Origin of the sequence: Virgisporangium ochraceum, assembly GCF_016863655.1 — a bacterium.
GTDB classification, from domain to species: domain Bacteria; phylum Actinomycetota; class Actinomycetes; order Mycobacteriales; family Micromonosporaceae; genus Virgisporangium; species Virgisporangium ochraceum.
Genome location: NZ_BOPH01000079.1, coordinates 1 through 21,791 on the forward strand (window position 1 = coordinate 1; position 21,791 = coordinate 21,791).

General features: G+C 71.1%; 23 protein-coding genes and 1 tRNA gene. 9 read left to right on the plus strand and 15 right to left on the minus strand.

What is annotated here, in order from left to right:
- Window positions 1–101 precede the first annotated feature (101 nt).
- The 3 genes from Voc01_RS26440 to Voc01_RS26450 all read right to left on the minus strand — a co-directional run bounded on the left by Voc01_RS26440 (window position 102) and on the right by Voc01_RS26450 (window position 2,830).
- Window positions 102–1,082, minus strand: coding sequence for a ribose-phosphate diphosphokinase (locus Voc01_RS26440; RefSeq protein ID WP_203930258.1), 981 nt, complete (start codon window positions 1,080–1,082; stop codon window positions 102–104).
- Window positions 1,083–1,146: 64 nt separating this feature from the next.
- The gene (gene glmU / locus Voc01_RS26445; RefSeq protein ID WP_203930259.1) at window positions 1,147–2,595 is read right to left on the minus strand and encodes a bifunctional UDP-N-acetylglucosamine diphosphorylase/glucosamine-1-phosphate N-acetyltransferase GlmU; all 1,449 of its coding nucleotides are present in this window, start codon (window positions 2,593–2,595) and stop codon (window positions 1,147–1,149) included.
- Between the two features lie 163 nt (window positions 2,596–2,758).
- Window positions 2,759–2,830, minus strand: a tRNA-Gln gene (locus tag Voc01_RS26450).
- A gap of 462 nt (window positions 2,831–3,292) precedes the next feature.
- Between Voc01_RS26450 and Voc01_RS26455 the strand changes: the two genes are divergently transcribed.
- Both Voc01_RS26455 and Voc01_RS26460 read left to right on the plus strand, forming a co-directional pair.
- Window positions 3,293–4,273 (plus strand): acyl-CoA desaturase, encoded by a 981-nt coding sequence (locus tag Voc01_RS26455; RefSeq protein WP_445009831.1) that lies wholly within the window; start codon window positions 3,293–3,295, stop codon window positions 4,271–4,273.
- Window positions 4,274–4,386: 113 nt separating this feature from the next.
- Window positions 4,387–4,992, plus strand: coding sequence for a TetR/AcrR family transcriptional regulator (locus tag Voc01_RS26460; RefSeq protein ID WP_203930310.1), 606 nt, complete (start codon window positions 4,387–4,389; stop codon window positions 4,990–4,992).
- Window positions 4,993–4,995: 3 nt separating this feature from the next.
- Here the strand turns inward: Voc01_RS26460 and Voc01_RS26465 are convergent, their stop codons facing one another.
- The 7 genes from Voc01_RS26465 to metG are packed head-to-tail and all read right to left on the minus strand — an operon-like array spanning window position 4,996 to window position 12,544.
- Entirely contained in the window at window positions 4,996–5,481 is a 486-nt protein-coding gene (locus Voc01_RS26465) for a DUF4383 domain-containing protein (RefSeq protein WP_203930260.1), read from the minus strand.
- A gap of 50 nt (window positions 5,482–5,531) precedes the next feature.
- Window positions 5,532–7,280: an ABC-F family ATP-binding cassette domain-containing protein gene (locus Voc01_RS26470; RefSeq protein WP_203930261.1), complete on the minus strand. Its 1,749-nt coding sequence runs from the start codon at window positions 7,278–7,280 to the stop codon at window positions 5,532–5,534.
- Window positions 7,280–8,233, minus strand: a complete 954-nt coding sequence (locus Voc01_RS26475) for a 4-(cytidine 5'-diphospho)-2-C-methyl-D-erythritol kinase (RefSeq protein ID WP_507772764.1) — start codon at window positions 8,231–8,233, stop codon at window positions 7,280–7,282. Before Voc01_RS26475 ends, Voc01_RS26470 begins: the two co-directional genes overlap by 1 nt.
- Window positions 8,230–9,096 carry a 16S rRNA (adenine(1518)-N(6)/adenine(1519)-N(6))-dimethyltransferase RsmA gene (rsmA, locus tag Voc01_RS26480; RefSeq protein WP_203930262.1) on the minus strand — a complete coding sequence of 289 codons (867 nt, stop codon included), beginning with the start codon at window positions 9,094–9,096 and terminating at the stop codon, window positions 8,230–8,232. Before rsmA ends, Voc01_RS26475 begins: the two co-directional genes overlap by 4 nt.
- Window positions 9,093–9,950 carry a TatD family hydrolase gene (locus Voc01_RS26485; RefSeq protein WP_203930263.1) on the minus strand — a complete coding sequence of 286 codons (858 nt, stop codon included), beginning with the start codon at window positions 9,948–9,950 and terminating at the stop codon, window positions 9,093–9,095. The genes rsmA and Voc01_RS26485 overlap by 4 nt, the downstream gene beginning before the upstream one ends.
- Before the next feature lie 16 nt (window positions 9,951–9,966).
- Window positions 9,967–10,755 carry a spermidine synthase gene (locus Voc01_RS26490; RefSeq protein WP_203930264.1) on the minus strand — a complete coding sequence of 263 codons (789 nt, stop codon included), beginning with the start codon at window positions 10,753–10,755 and terminating at the stop codon, window positions 9,967–9,969.
- A 10-nt stretch (window positions 10,756–10,765) separates the two neighbouring features.
- Window positions 10,766–12,544, minus strand: coding sequence for a methionine--tRNA ligase (gene metG / locus Voc01_RS26495; RefSeq protein WP_203930265.1), 1,779 nt, complete (start codon window positions 12,542–12,544; stop codon window positions 10,766–10,768).
- An 84-nt stretch (window positions 12,545–12,628) separates the two neighbouring features.
- On the opposite strand from metG, the gene Voc01_RS26500 reads away from it, so the two are divergent.
- Window positions 12,629–13,543: a hypothetical protein gene (locus Voc01_RS26500; protein WP_203930266.1), complete on the plus strand. Its 915-nt coding sequence runs from the start codon at window positions 12,629–12,631 to the stop codon at window positions 13,541–13,543.
- A 170-nt stretch (window positions 13,544–13,713) separates the two neighbouring features.
- Here the strand turns inward: Voc01_RS26500 and rsmI are convergent, their stop codons facing one another.
- Window positions 13,714–14,538 carry a 16S rRNA (cytidine(1402)-2'-O)-methyltransferase gene (gene rsmI, locus Voc01_RS26505; RefSeq protein ID WP_203930312.1) on the minus strand — a complete coding sequence of 275 codons (825 nt, stop codon included), beginning with the start codon at window positions 14,536–14,538 and terminating at the stop codon, window positions 13,714–13,716.
- Between the two features lie 62 nt (window positions 14,539–14,600).
- Here rsmI and Voc01_RS26510 point away from each other — a divergent pair, with 62 nt between their 5' ends.
- Both Voc01_RS26510 and Voc01_RS26515 read left to right on the plus strand, forming a co-directional pair.
- Window positions 14,601–16,184 (plus strand): dolichyl-phosphate-mannose--protein mannosyltransferase, encoded by a 1,584-nt coding sequence (locus Voc01_RS26510; protein WP_373873874.1) that lies wholly within the window; start codon window positions 14,601–14,603, stop codon window positions 16,182–16,184.
- A gap of 85 nt (window positions 16,185–16,269) precedes the next feature.
- Window positions 16,270–16,770 (plus strand): hypothetical protein, encoded by a 501-nt coding sequence (locus Voc01_RS26515; RefSeq protein WP_203930267.1) that lies wholly within the window; start codon window positions 16,270–16,272, stop codon window positions 16,768–16,770.
- A 127-nt stretch (window positions 16,771–16,897) separates the two neighbouring features.
- Here the strand turns inward: Voc01_RS26515 and Voc01_RS26520 are convergent, their stop codons facing one another.
- Complete coding sequence (locus Voc01_RS26520; protein WP_203930268.1) at window positions 16,898–17,878, minus strand: aldo/keto reductase; 981 nt, start codon at window positions 17,876–17,878, stop codon at window positions 16,898–16,900.
- A 25-nt stretch (window positions 17,879–17,903) separates the two neighbouring features.
- Here Voc01_RS26520 and Voc01_RS26525 point away from each other — a divergent pair, with 25 nt between their 5' ends.
- The 4 genes from Voc01_RS26525 to Voc01_RS26540 are packed head-to-tail and all read left to right on the plus strand — an operon-like array spanning window position 17,904 to window position 19,808.
- Window positions 17,904–18,158 carry a Smr/MutS family protein gene (locus Voc01_RS26525; RefSeq protein ID WP_203930269.1) on the plus strand — a complete coding sequence of 85 codons (255 nt, stop codon included), beginning with the start codon at window positions 17,904–17,906 and terminating at the stop codon, window positions 18,156–18,158.
- Window positions 18,159–18,207: 49 nt separating this feature from the next.
- On the plus strand, window positions 18,208–18,882 hold the full coding sequence (locus tag Voc01_RS26530; RefSeq protein ID WP_203930270.1) for a Crp/Fnr family transcriptional regulator: 675 nt from the start codon (window positions 18,208–18,210) through the stop codon (window positions 18,880–18,882).
- Between the two features lie 9 nt (window positions 18,883–18,891).
- A complete protein-coding gene (locus Voc01_RS26535; protein ID WP_203930271.1) occupies window positions 18,892–19,242 on the plus strand; it encodes a hypothetical protein in 351 nt (116 codons plus the stop codon).
- A gap of 53 nt (window positions 19,243–19,295) precedes the next feature.
- Complete coding sequence (locus tag Voc01_RS26540) at window positions 19,296–19,808, plus strand: hypothetical protein (RefSeq protein WP_203930272.1); 513 nt, start codon at window positions 19,296–19,298, stop codon at window positions 19,806–19,808.
- Between the two features lie 10 nt (window positions 19,809–19,818).
- Here Voc01_RS26540 and Voc01_RS26545 read toward each other — a convergent pair whose 3' ends face one another.
- The 3 genes from Voc01_RS26545 to Voc01_RS26555 form a co-directional block, all read right to left on the minus strand.
- Window positions 19,819–20,082 (minus strand): DUF3040 domain-containing protein, encoded by a 264-nt coding sequence (locus Voc01_RS26545; protein ID WP_203930273.1) that lies wholly within the window; start codon window positions 20,080–20,082, stop codon window positions 19,819–19,821.
- A gap of 97 nt (window positions 20,083–20,179) precedes the next feature.
- Complete coding sequence (locus tag Voc01_RS26550) at window positions 20,180–20,899, minus strand: ABC transporter permease (protein ID WP_203930274.1); 720 nt, start codon at window positions 20,897–20,899, stop codon at window positions 20,180–20,182.
- Entirely contained in the window at window positions 20,896–21,789 is an 894-nt protein-coding gene (locus tag Voc01_RS26555) for an ABC transporter ATP-binding protein (RefSeq protein WP_203930275.1), read from the minus strand. Before Voc01_RS26555 ends, Voc01_RS26550 begins: the two co-directional genes overlap by 4 nt.
- Window positions 21,790–21,791 lie beyond the last annotated feature (2 nt).

A 21,791-nucleotide genomic window follows, 5' to 3' on the forward strand; every position in this document is an offset into this window, starting at 1 on the left:
CGACGATCAGGGCATGGCGGGCAGTGGCGGCGGGGTCCCTCCGAGCTGAAATGCCGGCTTTGCCCAGTCCACGACTGCGCGCGAACCTGCGATTCAGGACGCTAGGAGAGCCCACCGAAGAGCGTGGTGACCGAGCCGTCGTCGAAGACCTCGCGGATGGCACGGGCGATCAGCGGCGCGATCGACAGCACGGTGATCTTGTCGAGGACCTTCTGCGCGGGCAGCGGCAGCGTGTTGGTGACCACGACCTCGCTGATCTTGCTGTTGTGCAGCCGCTCGGTGGCCGGGTCGCTGAGGATCGCGTGGGTGGCGGCGACCACGACGTCGGCCGCGCCCTCGTCGAACAGGATCTCGGCGGCCCGCACGATCGTGCCGCCGGTGTCGATCATGTCGTCGACGATGATGCAGACCCGGCCCTCGACGTCGCCGACCACCCGGTTGGCGACGATCTGGTTCGGCTTCATCGGGTCGCGCGTCTTGTGGATGAACGCCAGCGGGCAACCGCCCAGCCGGTCGGTCCAGCGCTCGGCGACCCGCACCCGCCCGGAGTCGGGCGCGACGACCGTGATCGGCCGGTCACCCCACTTCTCCTCGACGTACTCGGCCAGCAGGTTCATCGCGAACAAGTGGTCGACCGGGCCGTCGAAGAAGCCCTGCACCTGCGCGGTGTGCAGGTCGACGGTGAGGATGCGGTCGGCGCCGGCCGTCTTGTACAGGTCGGCCATCAGCCGCGCCGAGATCGGCTCGCGGCCCTTGTGCTTCTTGTCCTGCCGCGCGTACGGGTAGAACGGCAGCACGACGGTGATCCGCTTGGCCGACCCGCGCTTGAGCGCGTCGACCATGATCAGCGACTCCATCATCCACTTGTTCACCGGCGACGACATCGACTCGACGACGAACGCGTCGCAGCCGCGCACCGACTCCCGGTAACGGACGAAGATCTCACCGTTGGCGAAGTCGTACGCGTCCATCGGCGTCGGCCTGACGCCGAGCACCCCGCCGATCTCCTCGGCCAACTCGGGGAAGGCCCGCCCGCTGAACAGCATCAGCGACTTGCGGTTCTCGGCCTGGATGCTGCTCATCGATCGGCTCGCTCCCCGACTCACGCCCGTGTCCTGCCGGGGCACGTCCGTCACCGTCATGTGGTCAGCCCGTCTGTTGCTCGTCTGGTCCGATCGCGTCTGATGACGCCGCCGCCTCGGCGGCCCGCGCGGCCGCCGTTCCCGGCCGCCGGAGGGCCACCCAGCCCTCGACGTTGCGCTGGGTACCCCGCGCGATGCCGAGCGCGCCCGGCGGCACATCGTTCACGATCACGCTGCCGGCCGCGGTGTAGGCGCCGTCGCCGACCTCGACCGGTGCAACGAACATGTTGTCAGCACCGGTCCGGGCATGTGCACCGATCACGGTGTGATGTTTCCGTACCCCGTCATAGTTGACGGTAACCGTTGCGGCGCCGACGTTCGAATGCTCACCGACGGTCGCGTCACCGATGTACGACAGGTGCGGAACCTTCGCTCCCTCGCCCAGCTTCGCGTTCTTGGTCTCCACGAACGTGCCAACCTTCGCGGTGGCGGCGAGGACGGTGCCGGGGCGCAGGTACGCGTACGGACCGACGTTCGCGCCGGCGCCGATCTCGGCCTGCACGGCGTGCGCACGCACCACGCTGGCGCCCTCACCCACGGTGGTGTCGATCAGGCTCGTGTCGGGCCCGACGGTGGCGCTCCGCGCGACCACCGTGGCGCCACGCAGGTGCGTGTTCGGCTCGATGACCGCGTCGGGCTCGACCCGCGCGGTGACGTCAATCCAGGTGCTGGTCGGGTCGACGATGCCGGCACCGGCGCGCATCCACCCGGCGTTCACCCGGTCGCGCATCACCGCACGGAGCGTGGCCAGCTCCACCCGGTCGTTGGCGCCCATCGTCTCGTCGGGGTCGTCGGTGCGGTGCGCCCGCACCAGCAGACCGCCGTCGACCATGAGCCCCGCGACGTCGGTGAGATACTCCTCACCCTGGTCGTTGTCGGTGGAGATCTTGCCGAGCATCTCGCGCAGGGCCACGCCGTCGAACGCGTACGCGCCCGCGTTGATCTCGTCGATCGCCCGTTCTTCGGGGGACGCGTCGCGCTGCTCGACGATGCGGGTCACCGACCCGTCGGCACCACGGACGATCCGGCCCGCGCCGCCCGGGTCGGCCACCCTCGCGGTGAGCAGCGTGACACCGGCCTTCGCCGCCTCGTGCCCCTCGACCAGCCCCCGGAGCGTCTCCGGCGTGATCATCGGCAGGTCGCCGTTGAGAACCACGATGGGACCGGCGTCGTCGGGCACGTCCTCGAGCGCGACCCGCACCGCGTGACCGGTGCCCTTCTGCTCGGTCTGGAGCACCGTGCCGGCGTGCGGGGCGACCTCGGCCACGTGTTCGGCGACGCGCTCCGCGCCCCGACCGATCACCACCAGCACCCGGGACCCGGGTAACGCGCTGTCGACCGCGGTGAGCACGTGCCCGACGAGGGTACGGCCGAGAACGGGGTGCAGGACCTTGGGGAGATCGGACTTCATCCGCTTCCCCACGCCCGCGGCAAGGACGATCACGGTGCGCATTTGCGCTCCCTCGACATGAGCCAGCAGGAACCTCGGCCATGGTAGCCAGCGGGCGTCGGCCGGCCGGGGCGCGGGTGAGGGTGGACGACCGGATCGGCGGACCGGCCGAACCCGATCGGGTGGCCCGATCGGGTGGACGGCCCGCGCGGCACAGGACGTAAAGCTCGGCGGCCAGGACTCGAACCCGGAACATTTGGACCAAAACCAAAGGTGTTGCCGATTACACCACCGCCGAAAGCCTGCCCAGCGTATCGAATCGAACCCCACCAGGCGACGCCGTTACCGCCGCGTCGGCACGGTTGGCGCGCCGCAGCCGTTTCGCTCCACCGGGTGCGGGTACGCCGGTGTCCATCGCGCTACACCGCGCGACATTCGAACACCCGTACGTCAAAACGTGGCATGCGGACCGCTTGGAAGCTACGGTTCCGTAGGTTACGGTGACGTAGGCGTAGCCGAAGTGACAGAGGGCGCGGCAGAGGGCGTGGAGCCCCTGTCCGGCACCCGGTCACGCGGGGACGGCCGCCGCGACATGCAGGCCCACAGACCCACGAACACAGCAGCACATCGGGCCCACAAGCACGGCAGGCAGACCGCCGCCACACATCCGGCCAATCTCCGATCTCAGGTCAGCCTCGGAACCACAATCAGGCTGACCGGCCCACACGTACCCAGCCCCCAGTCATCCAGCGAGGTGCCAGTGACCGCCGTACTCGAACCGACCCCGACGCCCGCCGATCAGGAGGCGGGTCCCAAGCCGCTGACCACCGGCAAGCAGTCGATGGGGATCCTCATCGGGCTGTGGGTGATCGTGGTCCTCCCCTTCGTGGCGCTGATCGCCGCCGTCCCGGTCGCCTGGGGCTGGGGGATGAGCTGGATCGACGTCGTGATGTTCGTGTTCTTCTACTGCGTCGCGGGCATCGGGATCGGCACCGGTTTCCACCGGTACCTGACGCACGGCTCGTTCAAGGCGAAGCGTCCGCTGCGGATCGCGCTGGCGCTGGCCGGATCGTTCGCCATCGAGGGCCAGCCCACCCAGTGGGTCGCCGACCACCGCCGTCACCACGCGTTCTCCGACCGCGAGGGCGACCCGCACTCCCCGTGGCGGTTCGGCGAGAGCTTCTGGGGCCTCACCAAGGGCCTGTTCTACGCGCACATGGGCTGGCTCTTCCATCGCGACCTGTCGAACCCGGGGCGGTTCGCGCCGGACCTCGTGGCCGACAAGGACATCCAGCGCGTCGACAAGGCGTTCCTGTGGATCGTGGCGGCGTCGGTCGGGTTGCCGGGCGTCATCGGTGGCCTGGTGACGTGGTCGTGGCAGGGCGCGCTGGCCGGGCTCTTCTGGGCCGGGCTGGTGCGGATCGCGCTGCTGCACCACGTCACGTGGTCGATCAACTCGGTGTGCCACGTCTACGGCGAGCGTCCGTTCGAGACCCGCGAGGGCGACAAGGCGTCGAACTTCTGGCCGCTGGCGATCCTGTCGTTCGGTGAGAGCTGGCACAACCTGCACCACGCCGACCCCACCTGTGCCCGGCACGGCGTCGACAAGGGACAGATCGACATCAACGCCCGGGTGATCTGGCTGTTCGAGAAGCTGGGCTGGGTTTCCAACGTGCGCTGGCCCAAGGCCGACCGGTTGGATGCGAAACGGCTCGCGGGCACTGGCACGATGGGTAAGTGACCGACGGGTATCTCAGCGAGTCCAGCGAACCCGCACCACCGCCTCCGAACAGCATCCCGCCCCCGAAGGCGGTGCCGCCCACGGTGGCACCGCCGAAGAACAGCCGGGTCCGGATGTCTTCGGCGCAGCGCCGCGAGCAGCTCATCCTGATCGGCCGGCAGCTGTTCGCGGAGAAGGGATTCGACGCCACCTCCGTCGAGGAGGTGGCGGCTCGCGCGAAAGTGTCCAAACCGGTGGTGTACGAGCACTTCGGTGGCAAGGAGGGCCTGTACGCGGTCGTCGTCGACCGGGAGGTGCGGGCCCTGCTGCACCAGATCGCCACGGCACTCACCGCGGGCCACCCGCACGAGCTGCTCGAGCAGGCGGCGCTGGCGCTGCTGGACTACATCGAGGGCGAGACCGACGGGTTCCGCGTGCTGGTCCGCGAGTCTCCGGTGATGTCGGCGACGGGCAACTTCTCCAGCGTCCTCAACGACATCGCCCACCAGGTGGAGCACATTCTCGGCGCCGAGTTCAAGACGCGCGGCTACGACCCGAAGCTGGCCGAGCTGTACGCGCAGGCGCTGGTGGGGATGGTCGCCCTGACCGGCCGCTGGTGGCTGGAGGTGCGCAAGCCCCGCAAGGAGACGGTCGCCGCGCACCTGGTGAACCTGGCCTGGAACGGCCTGTCGCACCTGGAGGCGAAGCCGCGCCTGGTCACCAGGCGCGGCAGCCGCTGACTCTCAGGCGTTCACGCGCGGGTTCGGGTGCTGCACGTCGCTGACGTCGTGGCGCTCCGAGTGGTCGGAGCGGCCGATCTTGGCGTACAGGCTGCTCGCGAGGATCAGCGTGCCCACGCTCATGACCACGACGACCGAGGTCATGTTGAAGCCGAGGATGTTGGCGTCGGTGCGCAGCACGGCCATCGCCAGCAGGGTGACGATCACCAGGATCTGCCCGATCCAGAAGTTGCCGAAGTGGTCGAGGTTGCGCCCGACGATGGTCACGAGGACCACGATGCCGCCCAGCACCAGCAGCATGCCTGAGCTCGCCGGGTTGAGCTGCTGGCCGAACACCTCGGGCAGGTCGTCCTGGGCGAACAGCTCCAGGCCGCTGGTCTCGACGATGCCGTAGACCCCCAGCGCCACCAGGTACAGCCCGCTCAGCGCGGCGACCGCCCGCCACAGGCCCCGCAGGTGGTGGTTGATCGGGATGTGTGCCAGGTACATGGTTCAGATTCTCGCCTACCCGGCGAAGCCGCGCGGCGCGGGGGCCGAAACTACTCAGCGGCGAGGAGCCAGGCCTCCTCGGCCGCCTCGCGCTCGGCCCGCACGTCGCGCAGTTCCTGGTCGAGTGCCGCCACCTTCTCGTAGTCGGTGGCGTGCTCGGCCAGCTGCGCGTGCAGCTTCTCCTCGCGCCTGGTGAGGCGGTCGACCACTTTCTCCAGCCGGGCCATCTCCTTCTGGGCCGCGCGGGAGTCGCTCTTCGTCGGGCGCGCGGCCGCGTTCGAAGTCGAGGTGACCGGCGTGAGCAGCGACAGGTACTCGTCGACCCCGCCGGGCAGGTCGCGCAGGTGGCCGTCGCCGAACATGCCGATCATCCGGTCGCAGACCCGTTCCAGCAGGTACCGGTCGTGCGAGGCGACCACGAGGGTGCCCGGCCAGGAGTCGAGCAGGTCCTCCAGCGCGGCCAGCGTGTCGATGTCCAGGTCGTTGGTGGGCTCGTCGAGCAGGAGCACGTTCGGCTCGGCGGCCAGCAGCCGCAGCAGCTGCAGCCGGCGCCGCTCGCCACCGGAGAGGTCACCGACGACCGTCCACAGGCGACGGTCGGTGAACCCGAACTCCTCGGCCAGCTGCGCGGCGGAGATCTCGCGCTTGCCGAGCACCACCCGTCGGGCGATCTCCTCGACCGCCTCCAGCACCCGGGCACCGAGCGGCAGCTCGCCGAGCTCCTGCGACAGGAACGCCGGCCGCACCGTCGAGCCGACCCGCACCGTCCCACGATCGGGCTTGACCGTGCCCGCGAGCACGCGCAGGAGCGTCGACTTCCCGCTGCCGTTCGCACCGAGCAGCCCGATCCGGTCGCCCGGCCCGACCAGCCAGTCCACAGTGGACAGGATCGGCTTGCCGTAGGAGAGCGACACGTCCGACAGCTCGTACACCTGCTTGCCCAGGCGGGCCGTCGCCAGCTTGTGCAGCGTCACGGTGTCGCGGGCCGGCGGAACGTCGGCGATCAGCGCGTTGGCCGCGTCGATGCGGAACTTCGGCTTCGACGTGCGCGCCGGCGGCCCGCGCCGCAACCACGCGATCTCCTTGCGCAGCAGGTTCTGCCGGCGGGCCTCGGTGGCGGCGGCGACCCGCTCGCGTTCGGCCCGGGCCAGCACCCACGCCGCGTAGCCGCCCTCGTACGCGCGCACCGTGCCGCCGCCGACCTCCCACGTCGAGGTGCAGACCGCGTCGAGGAACCAGCGGTCGTGGGTCACGACGACCAGCGCACCGCGGTGGCGCACCAGGTGGTCGGCGAGCCAGCGCACGCCGGCGAGGTCGAGGTGGTTGGTCGGCTCGTCCAGAACCAGGACATCGGACGCGCGGACCAGCAGTGCCGCGAGCGCGACCCGCCGCCGCTCCCCGCCCGACATCGGTCCGACGGTCGAGTCGAGGCCGAGCCGGTCGAGGCCGAGGCCGTCGAGCACGGTGCGGACGGCGGCGTCGCCGGCCCACTCGTGCTCGGCGTCGAACCCGGCCGGCAGCCACGCGGCGCCGATCACGACGTCGCGAACGGTGGCGTTGGGCGGCAGGTCCAACTGCTGCGGCAGGGTGGCCACGCGCAGGTCGCGGCGGTGCGTCACGCGTCCCGAATCGGGTTCGTCGGCAGCGGCGAGCAGGCGCAGGAGCGTGGTCTTGCCCGCCCCGTTGAGCCCGACCACGCCGACCCGGTCTGCCTCGTCGAGCCCCAGCGACACCGACTCGAGGAGGGCCGAGTCGGGGTAGGCCTTGGACACGCGGTCCAGGTTGATCACGTTGGCCATCAGACGACCCGGGCTCCCGGAACCGGTCCGGTCACCGCGCACGCGGTGCGACACAGGCCCGACCGCTCCAGCACGGCCACGATCTCGGCCGCGTGCCGGGCGTCGGCGGCGAGGAACACGCAGGTCGGGCCCGACCCGGACACGATGCCGCCGAGCGCCTCGACCTCGTCGGGTGCCATCAGCGTCCGCATCAGCTCCGGCCGCAGCGCGATCGCCGGACCCTGCAGGTCGTTGACGAGCGTGGCCGCGAGGATCTCCGGGTCGCGCTGCCGCAGCGCGGCGAGCAGCGTGTCGGGCTCACCGGCCACGGTGTCGGCGATGCCGTTCGCGCGGCGATGGTCGAGCTCGGCGTAGACCGCCGGGGTGCTCAGGCCCTCTTCGGCGAACGCCAGCACCCAGTGCCAGGTGTGGTGCGGGGCCAGCACGGGCGAGACCCGCTCGCCCCGGCCGGTGCCCAACGCGGTGCCGCCGAGCACCAGGAACGGCACGTCGGAGCCGATGTCGGCGGCGAGGTCGGCGAGCCGGTCGCGGCTCAGCCCGGTGTTCCACAACGCGTCGCAGGCCACCAGCGCGGCCGCGGCGTCGGCGCTGCCGCCGGCCAGCCCGCCGGCGATCGGGATGTTCTTGCGCAGGTGCAGCCGGGCGTGTGGCGGGCGGCCGGTGTGCTCGGCCAGCAGGCGCGCCGCCCGGACGACGAGGTTCGACTCGTCGAGCGGCAGGTGCCCGGCACCCTCGCCCTCCATGGTCAGCGCCAGCGTGTCGCCGGGCCGCGCGGTGAGCTCGTCGTAGAGGCTCACCGCGTGGTAGACGGTGTTCAGCTCGTGGTAGCCGTCGGCCCGCAGGTCACCGACCCGCAGGTGCAGGTTGATCTTCGCCGGCACACGCACCCGGACCGGCCCGAGCCGCCCCAGCCGCGGGCGCTCGACCTCGGCCTCGTCCAGGGGCTCAGTCACGAGTGCCGACCATACCCGCTCGCCGTCGACGCGGCGGAAGCGATGGCGGCGAACTGGGTGATCGTGAGCGCCTCGCCGCGCAGGCCGGGGTCGATCCCGGCCGCCACGAGTGCCTTCTCGGCCCGCACGGCGCCGCCGGCCCAGCCCGACAGCGCCGAGCGCAGGGTCTTGCGGCGCTGCGCGAACGCGGCGTCGACCACGGCGAACGTGCGCTCGCGGTCGCCCGGCGGCGGGTCGTGCCGGACGAACCGGACCAGCCCGCTGTCGACGTTGGGCACCGGCCAGAAGACGGCCGGCGGCACCCGGCCCGCGGGGCGGGCGGCCGCGTACCAGGCCAGCTTGGCCGTCGGTATCCCGTAAACGCGCGACCCGGGCTCGGCGGTGAGCCGGTCGGCCACCTCCTTCTGCACCATCACCAGGCCCGAGGCCAGCGTGGGCAGCTCGGCCAGCAGGTGCAGCACCACCGGCACGGCGACGTTGTACGGCAGGTTCGCCACCAGCGCGGTCGGTGCCGGCGCGAGGTCGGCGGCGACGACCCGCTTGGCGTCTCCACTGTGGACGGTCAGCCGGCCGGCGAGGTCGGGCGCCCGCTCGGCGACCGTCGACGGGAGGGCCGTCGCGAGCACCGGGTCGAGCTCGACCGCGTGCACGTGTGCCGCGTCGGGCAGCAGGGCCAGCGTCAGGGAACCCAGGCCCGGACCCACCTCCAGCACCACGTCGTCGGGCGACAGCTCCGCGGCGCGCACGATCCGCCGCACCGTGTTGGGGTCGTGGACGAAGTTCTGGCCGAGCGTCTTCGTGGGCCGCACGCCCAGCCGGGCGGCCAGGGTCCGGATGTCCGCCGGTCCCAGCAACGGGCTCACCACGGCCCGAAGACCCGCTCGCCGTTCGCGGAGATGGCCTCGCACAACGGCTCCACCGCGGTGCCGGTCGCGGCGGCCAGCGCCCGCACGGTGAGCGGGATGAGGTACGGCGCGTTCGGCCGCCCGCGGTGCGGCATCGGCGTCAGGTACGGCGCGTCGGTCTCCACCAGGATGTGGTCGAGCGGCGTCGCGGCCGCCGCGACCCGCAGCGCCGACGCACTGCCGAACGAGACCACCCCCGCGTAGCTGAGGACGAACCCGCGGCGCACGCACTCGCGGGCGAAGTCGACGTCGCCGGAGAAGCAGTGCATCACCACGGTGTCGGGCGCACCGGTCTCGTCGAGCACCCGCAGGATGTCGGCGTGCGCGTCGCGGTCGTGGATCACCAGCGGCTTGCCGTGCCTTTTGGCGATCTCGATGTGACCGCGGAAGCTCTCCTCCTGCGCCTTGCGCCCGTCGTCGCCGGTGCGGAACGTGTCGAGCCCGGTCTCGCCGATGCCCCGCACCCGCGGGTCGGCGGCCAGGGCGTCGATCCCGCGCAGTGCTTCGTCCACATCGGACAGTCGCGGCGCGGCGTTCGGGTGCACGGCCACCGTCGCCACGATCGACGGGTGCTCATGCGCGGCCGCCACGCCCCAGCGCGACGTCTCCACGTCCACACCGACCTGAACGAGGCGATCGACACCGACCGACCGCGCGGCCTCGACCGAGGCGGCGACCGTGCCCTCGACGCCCGTGACGTCGGGGTCGGTCACCATGTCGAGGTGGGTGTGGCTGTCGACCACGGGCACCGGAAGCGGGTCCGGCACCGGTGGGAAGCCGCCCTCACGACGGCCGCTGCGTCTGTTGCTCATCGTCGTCCAGGATCCCTTACCGGATCGCGCCGTCCACCAGCGGCTTGGCGCCCTGCGCGAACTCGTCGAGAAGCGCGCCGTGCGAGATGGCGCCGCCGGAGGTGCGCATCAGCTGGGTCAGCCGGGCCACCGGCAGCTTCCCGGGTGGCTTCCGACCGACGATCACCGTGTTGCCGTGGCGCTTGCCGTTCACCAGCGAGAGTTCGGTGAGCAGGCACACGTCGGCGAACGCCGTGCGCACGGTGGCGACCTGGCGACGCGAGAACGCCAGCGGCGGCAGGTCGGTGACGTTGACGAGGTACGTGCCGCCCGGTGCGAGCACCTCGTACGCCGCCGCCACGAACTCGGTGGTCGCCGTGCTGCTCTCGATGACACCCGCCTGGTAGGCGTCGGCCATCACGAGGTCGAACGTGCCCGGCGGGGTCTCCTCGACCACGGCGCGGGCGTCGTCGATGCGGATCTCGATGCCGGAGTCGTCGGGCAGCGGCAGCAGCTCGTCGATGAGCGCCACGAGCTTGGCGTCGCGCTCCACCACCGTCTGCTCCGAGCCCGGCCGGGTCGCCGCAAGGTAGCGCGGCAGCGTGTAGGCGCCGCCGCCGAGGTGGAGAACCCTCAGGGGACGCCCGGCCGGCGCGACGGTGTCGAACACCGCCGCGACCCGCCGCATGTACGGGAACTCCAGATGGGTCGGGTCGACCAGGTCCACGTAGGACTGGGCGACCCCGTCGATCCACAGCACCCACCCGCCGGGCCGTCCCAGCGGGCACGCCGCCACATTGGCGACGCCGAACTCGATCTCGCGCACGTCTCAGCCTTCAGCCGGCCAGGCGGGCCAGCTCCTCCTCGACAATCGACTCGTCGAGCTTCCTGAACACCGGCTTCGGCGCCGCCAGCTCGCGGCCGACCTCCACCGGCACCGACCGCCACTTCGCGCCGCCGGCGTAGTCGCCGCTGAGGATCGGGTAGCCCGGGCCGCCGTCGAGGTCGTCCACCTCCCGGATCTCCGGCATCGGCGTGTGCAGGTCCTTGTTGCCGAGCAGCTCGTGCACCTTCTGCGCGGAGTGCGGCAGGAACGGGGAGAGCAGCGTGTTGCAGTCGCTCACCGCCTGCAGCGTGACGTGCAGCACCGTGCCCTGGCGGTCGCGGTCGTCCTTCAGCTTCCACGGCGCCTGGTCGGACACGTACTTGTTCACCTCGCCGACGATCCGCATCGCCTCGGTGATCGCCGCCTTCTGCCGGTGCCGCTCGATGAGCTTCCCGACGCTCTCGAACCCCGCCCGCACCGCCGCGAGCAGGTTCTGATCATCTTCGGTGAGCTCGCCCGCGGGCGGCACCGCGCCGAAGTTCTTGTGCGCCATCGAGACCGACCGGTTGACCAGGTTGCCCCAGCCGGCCACGAGCTCGTCGTTGTTGCGGCGGCGGAACTCGGCCCAGGTGAAGTCGGTGTCGTTGGACTCCGGGCCGGCCACCGCGATGAAGTACCGCAGCGCGTCGGCGTCGTACCGCGCCAGGAAGTCGCGGACGTAGATCACCACGGACCGGCTGCTGGAGAACTTCTTCCCCTCCATGGTGAGGAACTCGCTCGACACCACCTCGGTGGGCAGCGCCAGCTTCCCCATCTTCCCGGGCTCGCCGCCCTTGGCACCCTCGCCGTTGTAGGCGAGCAGCTCGGCCGGCCAGATCTGGGAGTGGAACGTGATGTTGTCCTTGCCCATGAAGTAGAAGGCCCGGCTGACCTCGGGCGTCCACCACTTCCGCCAGGCGTCCGGGTCGCCGGTGCGGCGGGCCCACTCGACCGACGCCGACAGGTACCCGATGACCGCGTCGAACCAGACGTAGAGGCGCTTGCCGGGGTTGTCCTCCCAGCCCTCGAGCGGCACCGGGATGCCCCAGTCGATGTCGCGGGTCATCGCGCGCGGCTTGAGGTCCTCGAGCAGGTTCAGCGAGAACCGCAGCACGTTGGGCCGCCAGTCGGTGCGGGTGCGCAGCCACTCCCCCAGCGCGTCGGCCAGCGCCGGCAGGTCGAGGAAGAAGTGCTCGGTCTCGATGAACATCGGGGTCTCGCCGTTGATGCGGCTGCGCGGGTTGATCAGGTCGATCGGGTCGAGCTGGTTGCCGCAGTTGTCGCACTGGTCGCCGCGGGCGCTGTCGTAGCCGCAGATCGGGCAGGTGCCCTCGATGTAGCGGTCGGGCAGCGTGCGGCCGGTGGACGGCGAGATCGCGCCCTGCGTGACCTTCGCGATCATGTACCCGTTGCGGTGGCAGACCTTGAACAGCTCCTGCGCCACGGCGTAGTGGTTCCGGGTGGTGGTGCGGGTGAACAGGTCGTACGACAGGCCCAGCGCGTGCAGGTCCTCGACGATCATGCGGTTGTACCGGTCGGCCAGCTCGCGCGGGGTGACGCCCTCCTTCTCGGCCTGGACGAGGATCGGCGTGCCGTGCTCGTCGGTGCCCGAGACCATGAGCACGTCGTGACCGGCCATGCGCATGTACCGGCTGAACACGTCGGAGGGCACCCCGAAGCCGGACACATGACCGATGTGGCGCGGGCCGTTGGCGTAGGGCCAGGCGACCGCGGCGAGAACGTGACTCATGGACACCAAGCCTAAGAGGCCGCTTTGCCGACACGCAGCCGGGATCTAACTGCGCATAAGGGATATTTGTAGTGCAATGGGTTCATGAACAGGGATCACTCCACCACGGCCTGGACCCCCGACTGGTTGGGTGAGACCCCCGGGCCCCCCGCAGCCGGACCCGCGCACGCGGCACCCGACGAGTCCGACTCCTCCGACGAGACCCGTGAACTGATCGACCTCGAGGCGGTGGAGTTCGGTCCGCTCCCCTTCGCCGACGAACCGATTCCGGCGCTCGCCGCCGAGCCGGCCCCGGTCTTCGTCGACGAGCCCATCCCCGCCCTCGCCGACGACCGCCCCCTGCTGTTCGGCGACGATCCGATCCCCGACCAGCCGCGCGCGAAGCGGGCGCGTCCCGTCGTCAGCGAGGGCTGGGCGGAGGAGCGGGCCCGCCCGCTGGCCGACCCGTCCGTGGGGTCGCTGCGCTCCCTCGGTGCGGTGGCGGTCACCGGACGCCGGCCGACGCGTCCGCCGTCGTCACCGCGGAAGGGCCGCACCGCCGCGGCCGGATCGGCGCGCGGCCTCGTGGCCCTGGTACTGCTGGCGCTGCTGTCGGCGTTCTTCGCCTGGGTGACCGCCGAGCCGCTGTGGCTGGCCGTCGGTCACGCCGAGCGCGGCACGGTGACGGTCACGACCTGCTCCGGCGACCGCTGCCTCGGCACGTTCACCAGCGCCGGCTTCGCCCGCGACGCCCTGCCCGTCATGGGCGACGCGCCCGACCCGGGCGTGCCCACGCCGGCCCGGATGACCTCGGAGCGGGGCGCCCGCGTGTACGTGGAGGCCGACACGGTGAGCCGGGCGGCCCTCGGCGTGGCCCTGATCCTGCTGTGCGGGCTGGGCGTCGTCTGGGGGACGGGCGTCCGGCGCCTCCCGGAGCGACCCGCCCGCCGGACGGCCACCCTCCTGGGCCTCGCCGGCCCACTGACCCTGCTGGCGGCGATGCTCGCGGTCACGTACTAGCGCGTCCCGAGTCGCGGGTTCGCCCGCAGCCGCCACTGTCCGTCGTCGTGATCTGCTCGATAGGTCGGTGTCTGCCGCCGTGATCGCCGTTTGAGGAACGAACGCGAAGTCACGCTGCAGGTTCGTTCCTCGAACGCCGATCAAGAAACCCGCGGGGATTGACCAGCGTCTCAGCGCGTCGCGACCACCGCGGCGTAGACCTGGCGTTTCGGGAGTCCGTGTGCCTTCGCCACCGCCAGGATCGCCGCTTTGCGCGTGGTCCCGGTGGCTTCGAGCGCGGCGACCGCGGCCGCGAGGTCGGCCGCGGCCGCGACCACGACGGCGCCCACCCCCACCGCGCCGCCGACGACCAGGGTGATCTCGCCGCGCGGCGGGTCGGCGCCGACCGAGGCCACGAGCTCACCGAGCGGCGCCCGCCGGACCTCCTCGTGGGTCTTGGTCAGCTCGCGGGCCAGCGCGGCCGGCCGGTCGGGGCCGAACGCGGCGGCGAGGTCGGCGAGCGTGCCGGCGATGCGGTGCGGCGCCTCGAAGAACACCAGCGTCCGCGGCTCGTCGGCCAGGTCGTCGAAGTAGGCGCGGCGCTCGCCGGGCCGGCGCGGCGGGAAGCCCTCGAAGCAGAACCGGTCGCACGGTAGTCCCGACAGTGCCAGCGCCGTCGTCACGGCGCTCGGCCCGGGGACCGACGTGAGCGCGATTCCCGCCGCCAGCGCGGCCCGCACCAGGCGGAACCCGGGGTCGGACACGGAGGGCATGCCGCCGTCGGTGATCACCGCGACGGTCTCGCCCCGCTGGAGGGCCTCGACCAGGTCCGGCGTGCGGCGCTCCTCGTTGCCCTCGAAATACGAGACCGTCTTCGCCGTGATGGAGATGCCGAGGTCGGCGGCCAGCCGCGCCAGCCGGCGGGTGTCCTCGGCGGCGATGACGTCGGCGGTCTCCAGCGCCTCGCGCAGCCGGGCCGACGCGTCGCCGGGGTTGCCGAGCGGCGCGCCGAGCATGATCAGCGGCACCCGGTCACTCCTTTACCCGCGCTTTGATGTGAGCAGCCTACGATCGGCGGGTGACCACCGACACCACGGCCACCGCGATCGAACCTCTTGACGAGGAGCCGGTGACCCTCGACGACGCGCCCGAGCCGCCACCGGCCGACGTCGTCGAGCTGCCGTCGACGGTGCGTGACAGGCTGACGACGATCGGCCGCGACCCCATGTCGTGGCTGGCCACGGCGTTCGTGGTGCTGGTCGGTGGCGTGCTGCGGCTCGCCAACCTCGGCCACCCCGACACCAAGATCTTCGACGAGATCTACTACGCCACCGAGGCACACGAGCTGCTCAACTACGGCGTCGAGTGGAAGCCGGAGAACAACGCCGGCGACTACGTGGTCCATCCGCCGCTGGGCAAATGGTGCATCGCGCTCGGCGAGTGGATCTTCGGCTACAACTCCTTCGGGTGGCGGATCTCCGCCGCCGTGGCCGGCATCGTGTCGATCCTGCTCCTCGTGCGCATCGCCCGCCGGCTGTTCCGCTCGACGATCCTCGGCTGCGCCGCCGGCCTGCTGCTGGCCCTCGACGGGCTGCACTTCGTGCTGTCCCGGGCCGCGCTGCTCGACATCTTCCTCATGCTCTTCGTGCTCGCTGCGTTCGGCTGCGTGGTGCTCGACCGCGACCAACGCCGCCGCCGCATGCTGGTCGCCCTGGAGAGCGGCGCCCTGGCCCTCGGCGACAGCCCGCGGCTGGGCGTGCCGTGGTGGCGGCTCGGGGTCGCGTTCTTCCTCGGCTGCGCGTGCTCGGTCAAGCTCAGCGGCGGCTTCTTCATCCCCGCGATCATGCTGATCATGCTGATCTGGGAGATCGGCCTGCGCCGCGCGGTCGGCGCCCGCACACCGTGGCTGCGCGGGACCGCGAACGTGGTCGGCTGGGGCTTCGGCATGGGCGCCCTGGTCATCGGCGTCTACCTGGCCTCGTGGACCGGGTGGTTCGCCACCGACCACGGCTGGAACCGGCACGGGCTGGAAGCGGTCGGCAAGGACGAGCCGTTCATCGTCGGCGCGCTGCGGAACCTGTGGGACTACCACGTCAGCGCGTACCAGTTCCACACGACGCTGGTGAGCAAGCACGACTACCAGTCCTGGCCGTGGCAGTGGCTGCTGATGGGCCGGCCGGTGGCGTTCTACTGGAGCACCGACGCGCCCTGCGGTGCCGACCGCTGCGCGGCCGAGGTGCTGCTGCTCGGCAACCCGATCCTGTGGTGGTCGTTCATCCCGGCGCTGGTCGGGCTCGCGTGGTTCGGCATCGCCCAGCGCGACAAGCGGGCCGGGGTCATCGGCCTCATGGTGGCCGGCGGGCTCCTGCCCTGGTTCTGGTACCACTACGACGGCGGCCGCACGATGTTCGTGTTCTACGCGCTGCCGGCGCTGCCGTTCCTGGTGCTCGCCGTGGTGTACGTGCTCGGCTCGATCATGGGCCCGCCGGGCCTGCGCGGCGCCGGCGCGCCCGACCGTCGCATGGTCGGCGCGGTCGCGCTGGGCATCTACATCCTCGTGGTCGCCGCGTTCTTCGCGTACTTCCATCCCATCTACGTCGGTGAATCCATACCGTACGAGTCGTGGTGGGACCGCATGCTGCTGGGCCGGCGCTGGGTCTGACCCGGCGCGACCTTGCGGATGATTGGCAGCTTGACACGCCGTGACAATCCGCCCAGCTGGTGGGTAACGCCGCTAAATTCCCTGGATGCCGCGCGCTGCAGCCATCCAGCACGCCGAAGAGGCGACCGCACTCGAAGCCGAGGCTGCCGGGGCCACCCCCGGTAGCTCCGCCAGCGGGCTGCTGATCGAGGCGGCCAACCAATGGTGGCTGGCCGGCGAACACCAGAAATGCCACACGATCCTGGCGTCCGTCATCGACCTGGGTGGCGAGACAGCCTGTTTCGCCCGGGCCGAACTGCTGGGCGTACTGCTCGCCGAGGGCGACCGCGACGAGGCCGAGGCCGAGCTCGCCCGGCTGGCCGGTGATCCCGAGCTGACCGAGGGCCCCTGCCAGCTGGTCGGTGAACTGCTGGTCGACCACGGAGCGCTGACCGCCGCCCTGGAGTGGTACGACCGCGTCCTGGGCTTCTGGACCGACGAGCGCCGCGCGGCCGCCACGGCCACCGACGGCCGGCGAAGCTCCGACCGCATTTTCTGCCAGCAACGTCAGCGGGTCCGCAAACGCCTGGGCCTCCCCGCCGACTGACCCGCCCAGCCTGGCCCGCCCAGCCTGGCCCGCCCAGCCTGGCCCGCACCCGACCGACCCGTCCCGCCGACCGCCGGCCGCGCTCCGCGCGGGACGCGATCGACGGGGCGGTCGACCCACGCGGGGGTCAGGAGTGGCCGGAGATCGCGTGGGGGCGGTACGGGGCCTCGAGGGCCTTGCGCTCGTCCTCGTCCAGCGTCAGGGTCACCGCGGCGACGGCGTCGTCGACGTGGGTCAGCTTGGTCGCGCCGAAGATCGGTGCGGTCACGCCCGGCTGGTGGAGGAGCCACGCCATCGCCACCTGGGCGGCCGGCACCGATCGCTTGGCGGCGATCTCCTCGACGGCGTCCACCACGGCGAAGTCGTCGTCGGAGTACAGGGTGTCGCCGAACTGGTCGGTCTGCGCGCGCAGCGTGTGCTTGCCGCCGCCCCGCGAGCGGGTGCCGGTCAGCATTCCCCGGGCCAGCGGGCTCCACGGGATCAGGCCGACGCCCAGGTCGAGGCAGAGCGGGTTCATCTCCCGTTCCTCCTCGCGGTAGATCAGGTTGTAGTGGTTCTGCATGGACACGTAGCGGGTCCAGCCGTTGGCCGACGCGGTGTACTGGGCCTTCGCGAACTGCCAGGCGTACATGCTCGACGCGCCGATGTAGCGGGCCTTTCCGGCCTTGACCACGTCGTGCAGGGCTTCCAGGGTCTCCTCGACGGGCGTGTCCGGGTCCCACCGGTGCACCTGGTACAGGTCCACGTGGTCGGTGCCCAGCCGGCGCAGCGAGTTGTCGATCGAGGCCATGATGTGTTTGCGGCTCAGTCCGCGGTCGTTGGGGCCCTTGCCCATCTCGCCGTGAACCTTGGTGGCCAGCACGTAGGCGTCACGGTCCGGGAAGAGCTTCGCCAGCAGCCTGCCGGTGATCTCCTCGCTGGCGCCGGTGCTGTAGACGTCGGCCGTGTCGAAGAACGTCACCCCGGCCTCGACCGCGCGGCGGACGATCGGCTCGGAGTCGTCGATCCGCAGGCTCCACGGCCGCAGGTCGGGGTCGCCGTAGCTCATCATCCCCAGCGCGACGCGGGAGACCTTCAGTCCGCTGATGCCCAGGCGTACATATTCCATGTGTTCCGACGTTAGTCTCGGGCCGGTGAAGCTCAAGCTGGATCTGCACGACATCTTCAACCGCGGCCAGGACATCGACCGTGCTCTCAACGCGATCATGGCCGAGGCGGTGCAGAAGAAGGCGACCCTCGTCGAGATCATTCCGGGCAAGGGGTCGGGCCAGCTGAAGAAGCGGGTGCTGCGGTTCCTCGACCAGAAGGAGGTCAAGGCGCTGTATCACCGGGTCGAGAAGGACTCCAAGAACTTCGGGCGGCTCTTTGTCCACTTCCGGTGGAAGTAGCGGATGCGGGGCTTTACGAGTTCCATTGTGTAATTTTACACTTTGACGCATGGAGGACAGCGGATCGGTCAACATCGTCGACGTCCTGTCGACCGACCAGCGCACGGCGCTCGAGTCGATGGGCACCCCGCTGCTGGTTCCGGCCGGGCAGACGATCTTCTGGGAAGGACAACCGTCCCGATCCGTCCTGGTCATCCGATCGGGAAACGTCAAGATCACGAAGAAGGCGCCCGACGGCGCGGAGGTCGTCCTCGCGATCCGGGGATCGACCGAGATCATGGGCGACGAGGGCGTGCTCATGGCCGAGAACCGCTTCGCGACGGTCACGGCGATCACCGACGTCGAGGGGCTCGACGTGGAGGCCGACGACCTCCTGCGGTTCGTCGACGACCACCGGTTGTGGCCCCTGATGTACCGGGCGGTGGTCCACCGCCGCCGCCAGGCCGACGAGCAGGCGCTGATCGCCCGCGCCGACGTCAGGAGCCGGCTGGCCCGATGGCTGCTCGAACTCGCGAACGAGGTCGACGGTCACCGGAACGGGCCGGGTCTGGTCATCGAAACGACACTGTCCCAGCACGACATCGCCAGCGGAATCGGCGCCTCCCGCGACGCCGTCGCGCTGGAACTGCGGAAGCTCCGCGAGCAGGGCACCATATCCACCGGCCGGCATCGGATCACGATTTACGATCTGGATGAGTTGCGGAGGATTTCCGGTGACAACTGAGGAGACGCGGTGAGCGGAACCGGCGAAGCGCTTCGGGACGACGATGTCCTGGGACCGTTCCAGATGATGTGGGACGCCTGGAACGAGGCCGACGAGCTGATCAAGGAAAAGCCCCTGGAGCATTTCCGGAAAGCAGCGGAAATCCAGTTCCAGGAATTGACGGAACACTGGGACCGGCACGACAGGGAACGGGCATCGCGCGAGGCGGCAGACCTGGTCAGCGTCGCTTTCAACGTTCTGCGCTGGATGAACTACTCCTGCGAGGACATCGCCCGTATCGCACAGGATCGGGCCGAGCACCGGATGAAGGGCCAGGCCCTGGGAATTCTGCAGAAGTACGAGGACACATACGGAATCTGAACGACGCCCCCGCCGCTCGGATTCACCGTGGACAATCGGGAAAGGGCGGCGTGATGGGCACAACTCAGGTCATCATCACCACGGCGGCCGGAGTCGCCGTCGCGCTCGGCGCCTGGGCGGCGATCGCCCGGGACGGGTACCGCCGCCGCCGTGAACGCAACGACCTGCTCGAGTCGTTCCGCGACATCCGGCAGATCCTCCTCATGGAGCAAACCGACTTCGCGGCCGACATGTTGATGCTCGCGCCCGACGCGCCGGTGGTGACCGGCATTCTCAGCACCGCCTTCGAAAGGGTCGAGGCGAAGATCTCCGCGGGCGTCGTCACCACCATCGACGACGCCCGCCAGCGGATCCGGGCGGGCGTCCAGGCCGGCGTCCACGCGAAGATGGCCGACGACCACGAGCGGGCGAAGAAGCACGGAACCGCCCGGAACGACAGCCCTCCGGTCGGCCCCGACGGCCGCGTCCCGCTGACCGCGCGGTCGCACCTCGAATGCATGCCGCCGGACGACCGGTTCAAGGTCATGCTCGAGCATCGGAACCGGCGGGCGTTGACCGGCGAATAGGCGTCCCGGATCAGTCGAGACGGCGCCGCACGAACCGGACGAGGCCGAGCACGGCGACCGCCACCAGCGCGAGGACGGCGCCCCAGTGGCCGGTGACGACGACCGCGACGACGCCGAGCAGGCCGAGCACCACGAGCACGGCTGTCCAGGTGCGCCGGTACTCGCGGGGCGGCTTCGGACGGCCGGCGCGCATCGCGGCCGCGAACCGTCTGTCGCCGGCGGACAGGTCTGCTTCGATCAGTTCGAGCAGGTGCCGCTCACGTTCACTGAGCATGGTCCGGTCCTCCCGGAGGGCGGCAGGCGTGCCCCCGCGAGATACCCCGCGGGGACCAACATCACTCCGCTTCGACGCGTGTTCCACCGAGAGGGTCTCAGGACCGGGGCTGCCACCGGAAGACACGTCCCGCGAGGTAGGCCGCCGCGGCGCCGGTGACCACCATCGCCACCAGCGGCGGCAGCACGGTCGACACGGACAGGCCGGCGCCGTCCCAGCCCAGCTGCACCAGCTGGGCGACCGCGCCGCCGGGCACCAGGACCATCAGCCAGGTCACCTCGTCGGGCGGGGTGGAGCCGGCCCAGAGGCCGCCGGCGAACAGGGCCAGGAACACCGGCAGCGTGGTCACCTGCGCCAGCTCCGGCGTTCCGGTGAACGCGGCCGTGATGAACGCCAGACCCATCACCAGAACCGTGCCGCCGGCCACGGCGAGGACGAGCGGCCACCACGTGTGCGGCCAGGTGTCCGTCACCACGATCGTGGTCGCGATCAGGATCGCCGCCTGGATCACCACGAGCAGCGCGAGCGGAAGCATCAGGCCCGCGACGATCGTGCGGTCCGACGCCGGCGACGTGCGCAGCCGCTTCAGCACCAGCTGCTGCCGGCGGGCGGCGAGGGTCGTGGTCCCGCCCGCGTACAGGGTGAAGCCGAGCAGTGCCAGCAGCTGCATCGAGACGATGCCGGCGCCGCCGAGCTCGCGGTTGCCGAGCAGGAACAGGCCCATCGCCAGCGGGGCGAGGACGGCGGTGGCGGCGACGAGCGGGCTGCGGAGCGTCAGCTTCAGCTCGGCGACGGCGAGGAGCGCCCACGGTTTCATGTGCTGTACCCCCGGAACACTTCGGCGAGCGACGGCGGGGTCGCCCGCAGCCGCTCGGGACGGACGTCGAGCCGGTCGGCCCACGTCGACAGCCGTTGCATGTCACCGACCAGGTCGGTCGTGCGGATCTCGAGGTCGCCGGCGCCGGTCCACACCTGCTCGCCGACCAGGCCGGGGATGGCGGCGCCCTGCAGCCGGGCCGGCAACGAGCACCGGATGCGGGCCGGCTGGCCGGCGGCGACCTCGTCGAGCGTCCCCTGTGTCACGATCCGGCCCTGGTGCAGGATCGCGAGCCGGTCGGCCAGCTCCTCCGCCTCCTCCAGGTAGTGGGTGGTCAGCACGACCGCCACGCCGTCGCGCACCCGCCGGCGGATCACCTCCCAGGCCCGTTCGCGCGACTGCGGGTCCAGGCCGGTGGTCGGCTCGTCGAGGAACAGCAGTTGCGGGTCACCGATGAGCGCGACCGCGAGGTCGAGCCGCCGCTTCTCGCCGCCGGACAGCTTGCCGACCTTCACCCGGGCGCGGTGCGTGAGGTCGACCTCCTCCAGAAGCCGGTTCGGGGCCGCACCGGTGAGGCCCTGCCACAGGGTCAGCGTTTCGGCGACCGTCAGCCCGGGCGCGAACCCCGACTCCTGCATGACGACGCCGGTGCGGGCGGCCACCTCGCGGCGGTTGCGGTGCACGTCGAGGCCGAGGACCCGCACCTCGCCGGAGGTCGGCCGCAGGTGCCCCTGCAGCGTGTCGAGAATCGTGGTCTTGCCCGCGCCGTTCGTGCCGAGCAGCGCGAACAGCTCGCCCCGGCCGACCGTCAGGTCGACCCCGCGCACCGCCTCGAAGTCGCCGTAGCGGCAGCGGAGGCCCGCGCATCGCAGAACCGAGTCCGTCTTCATGG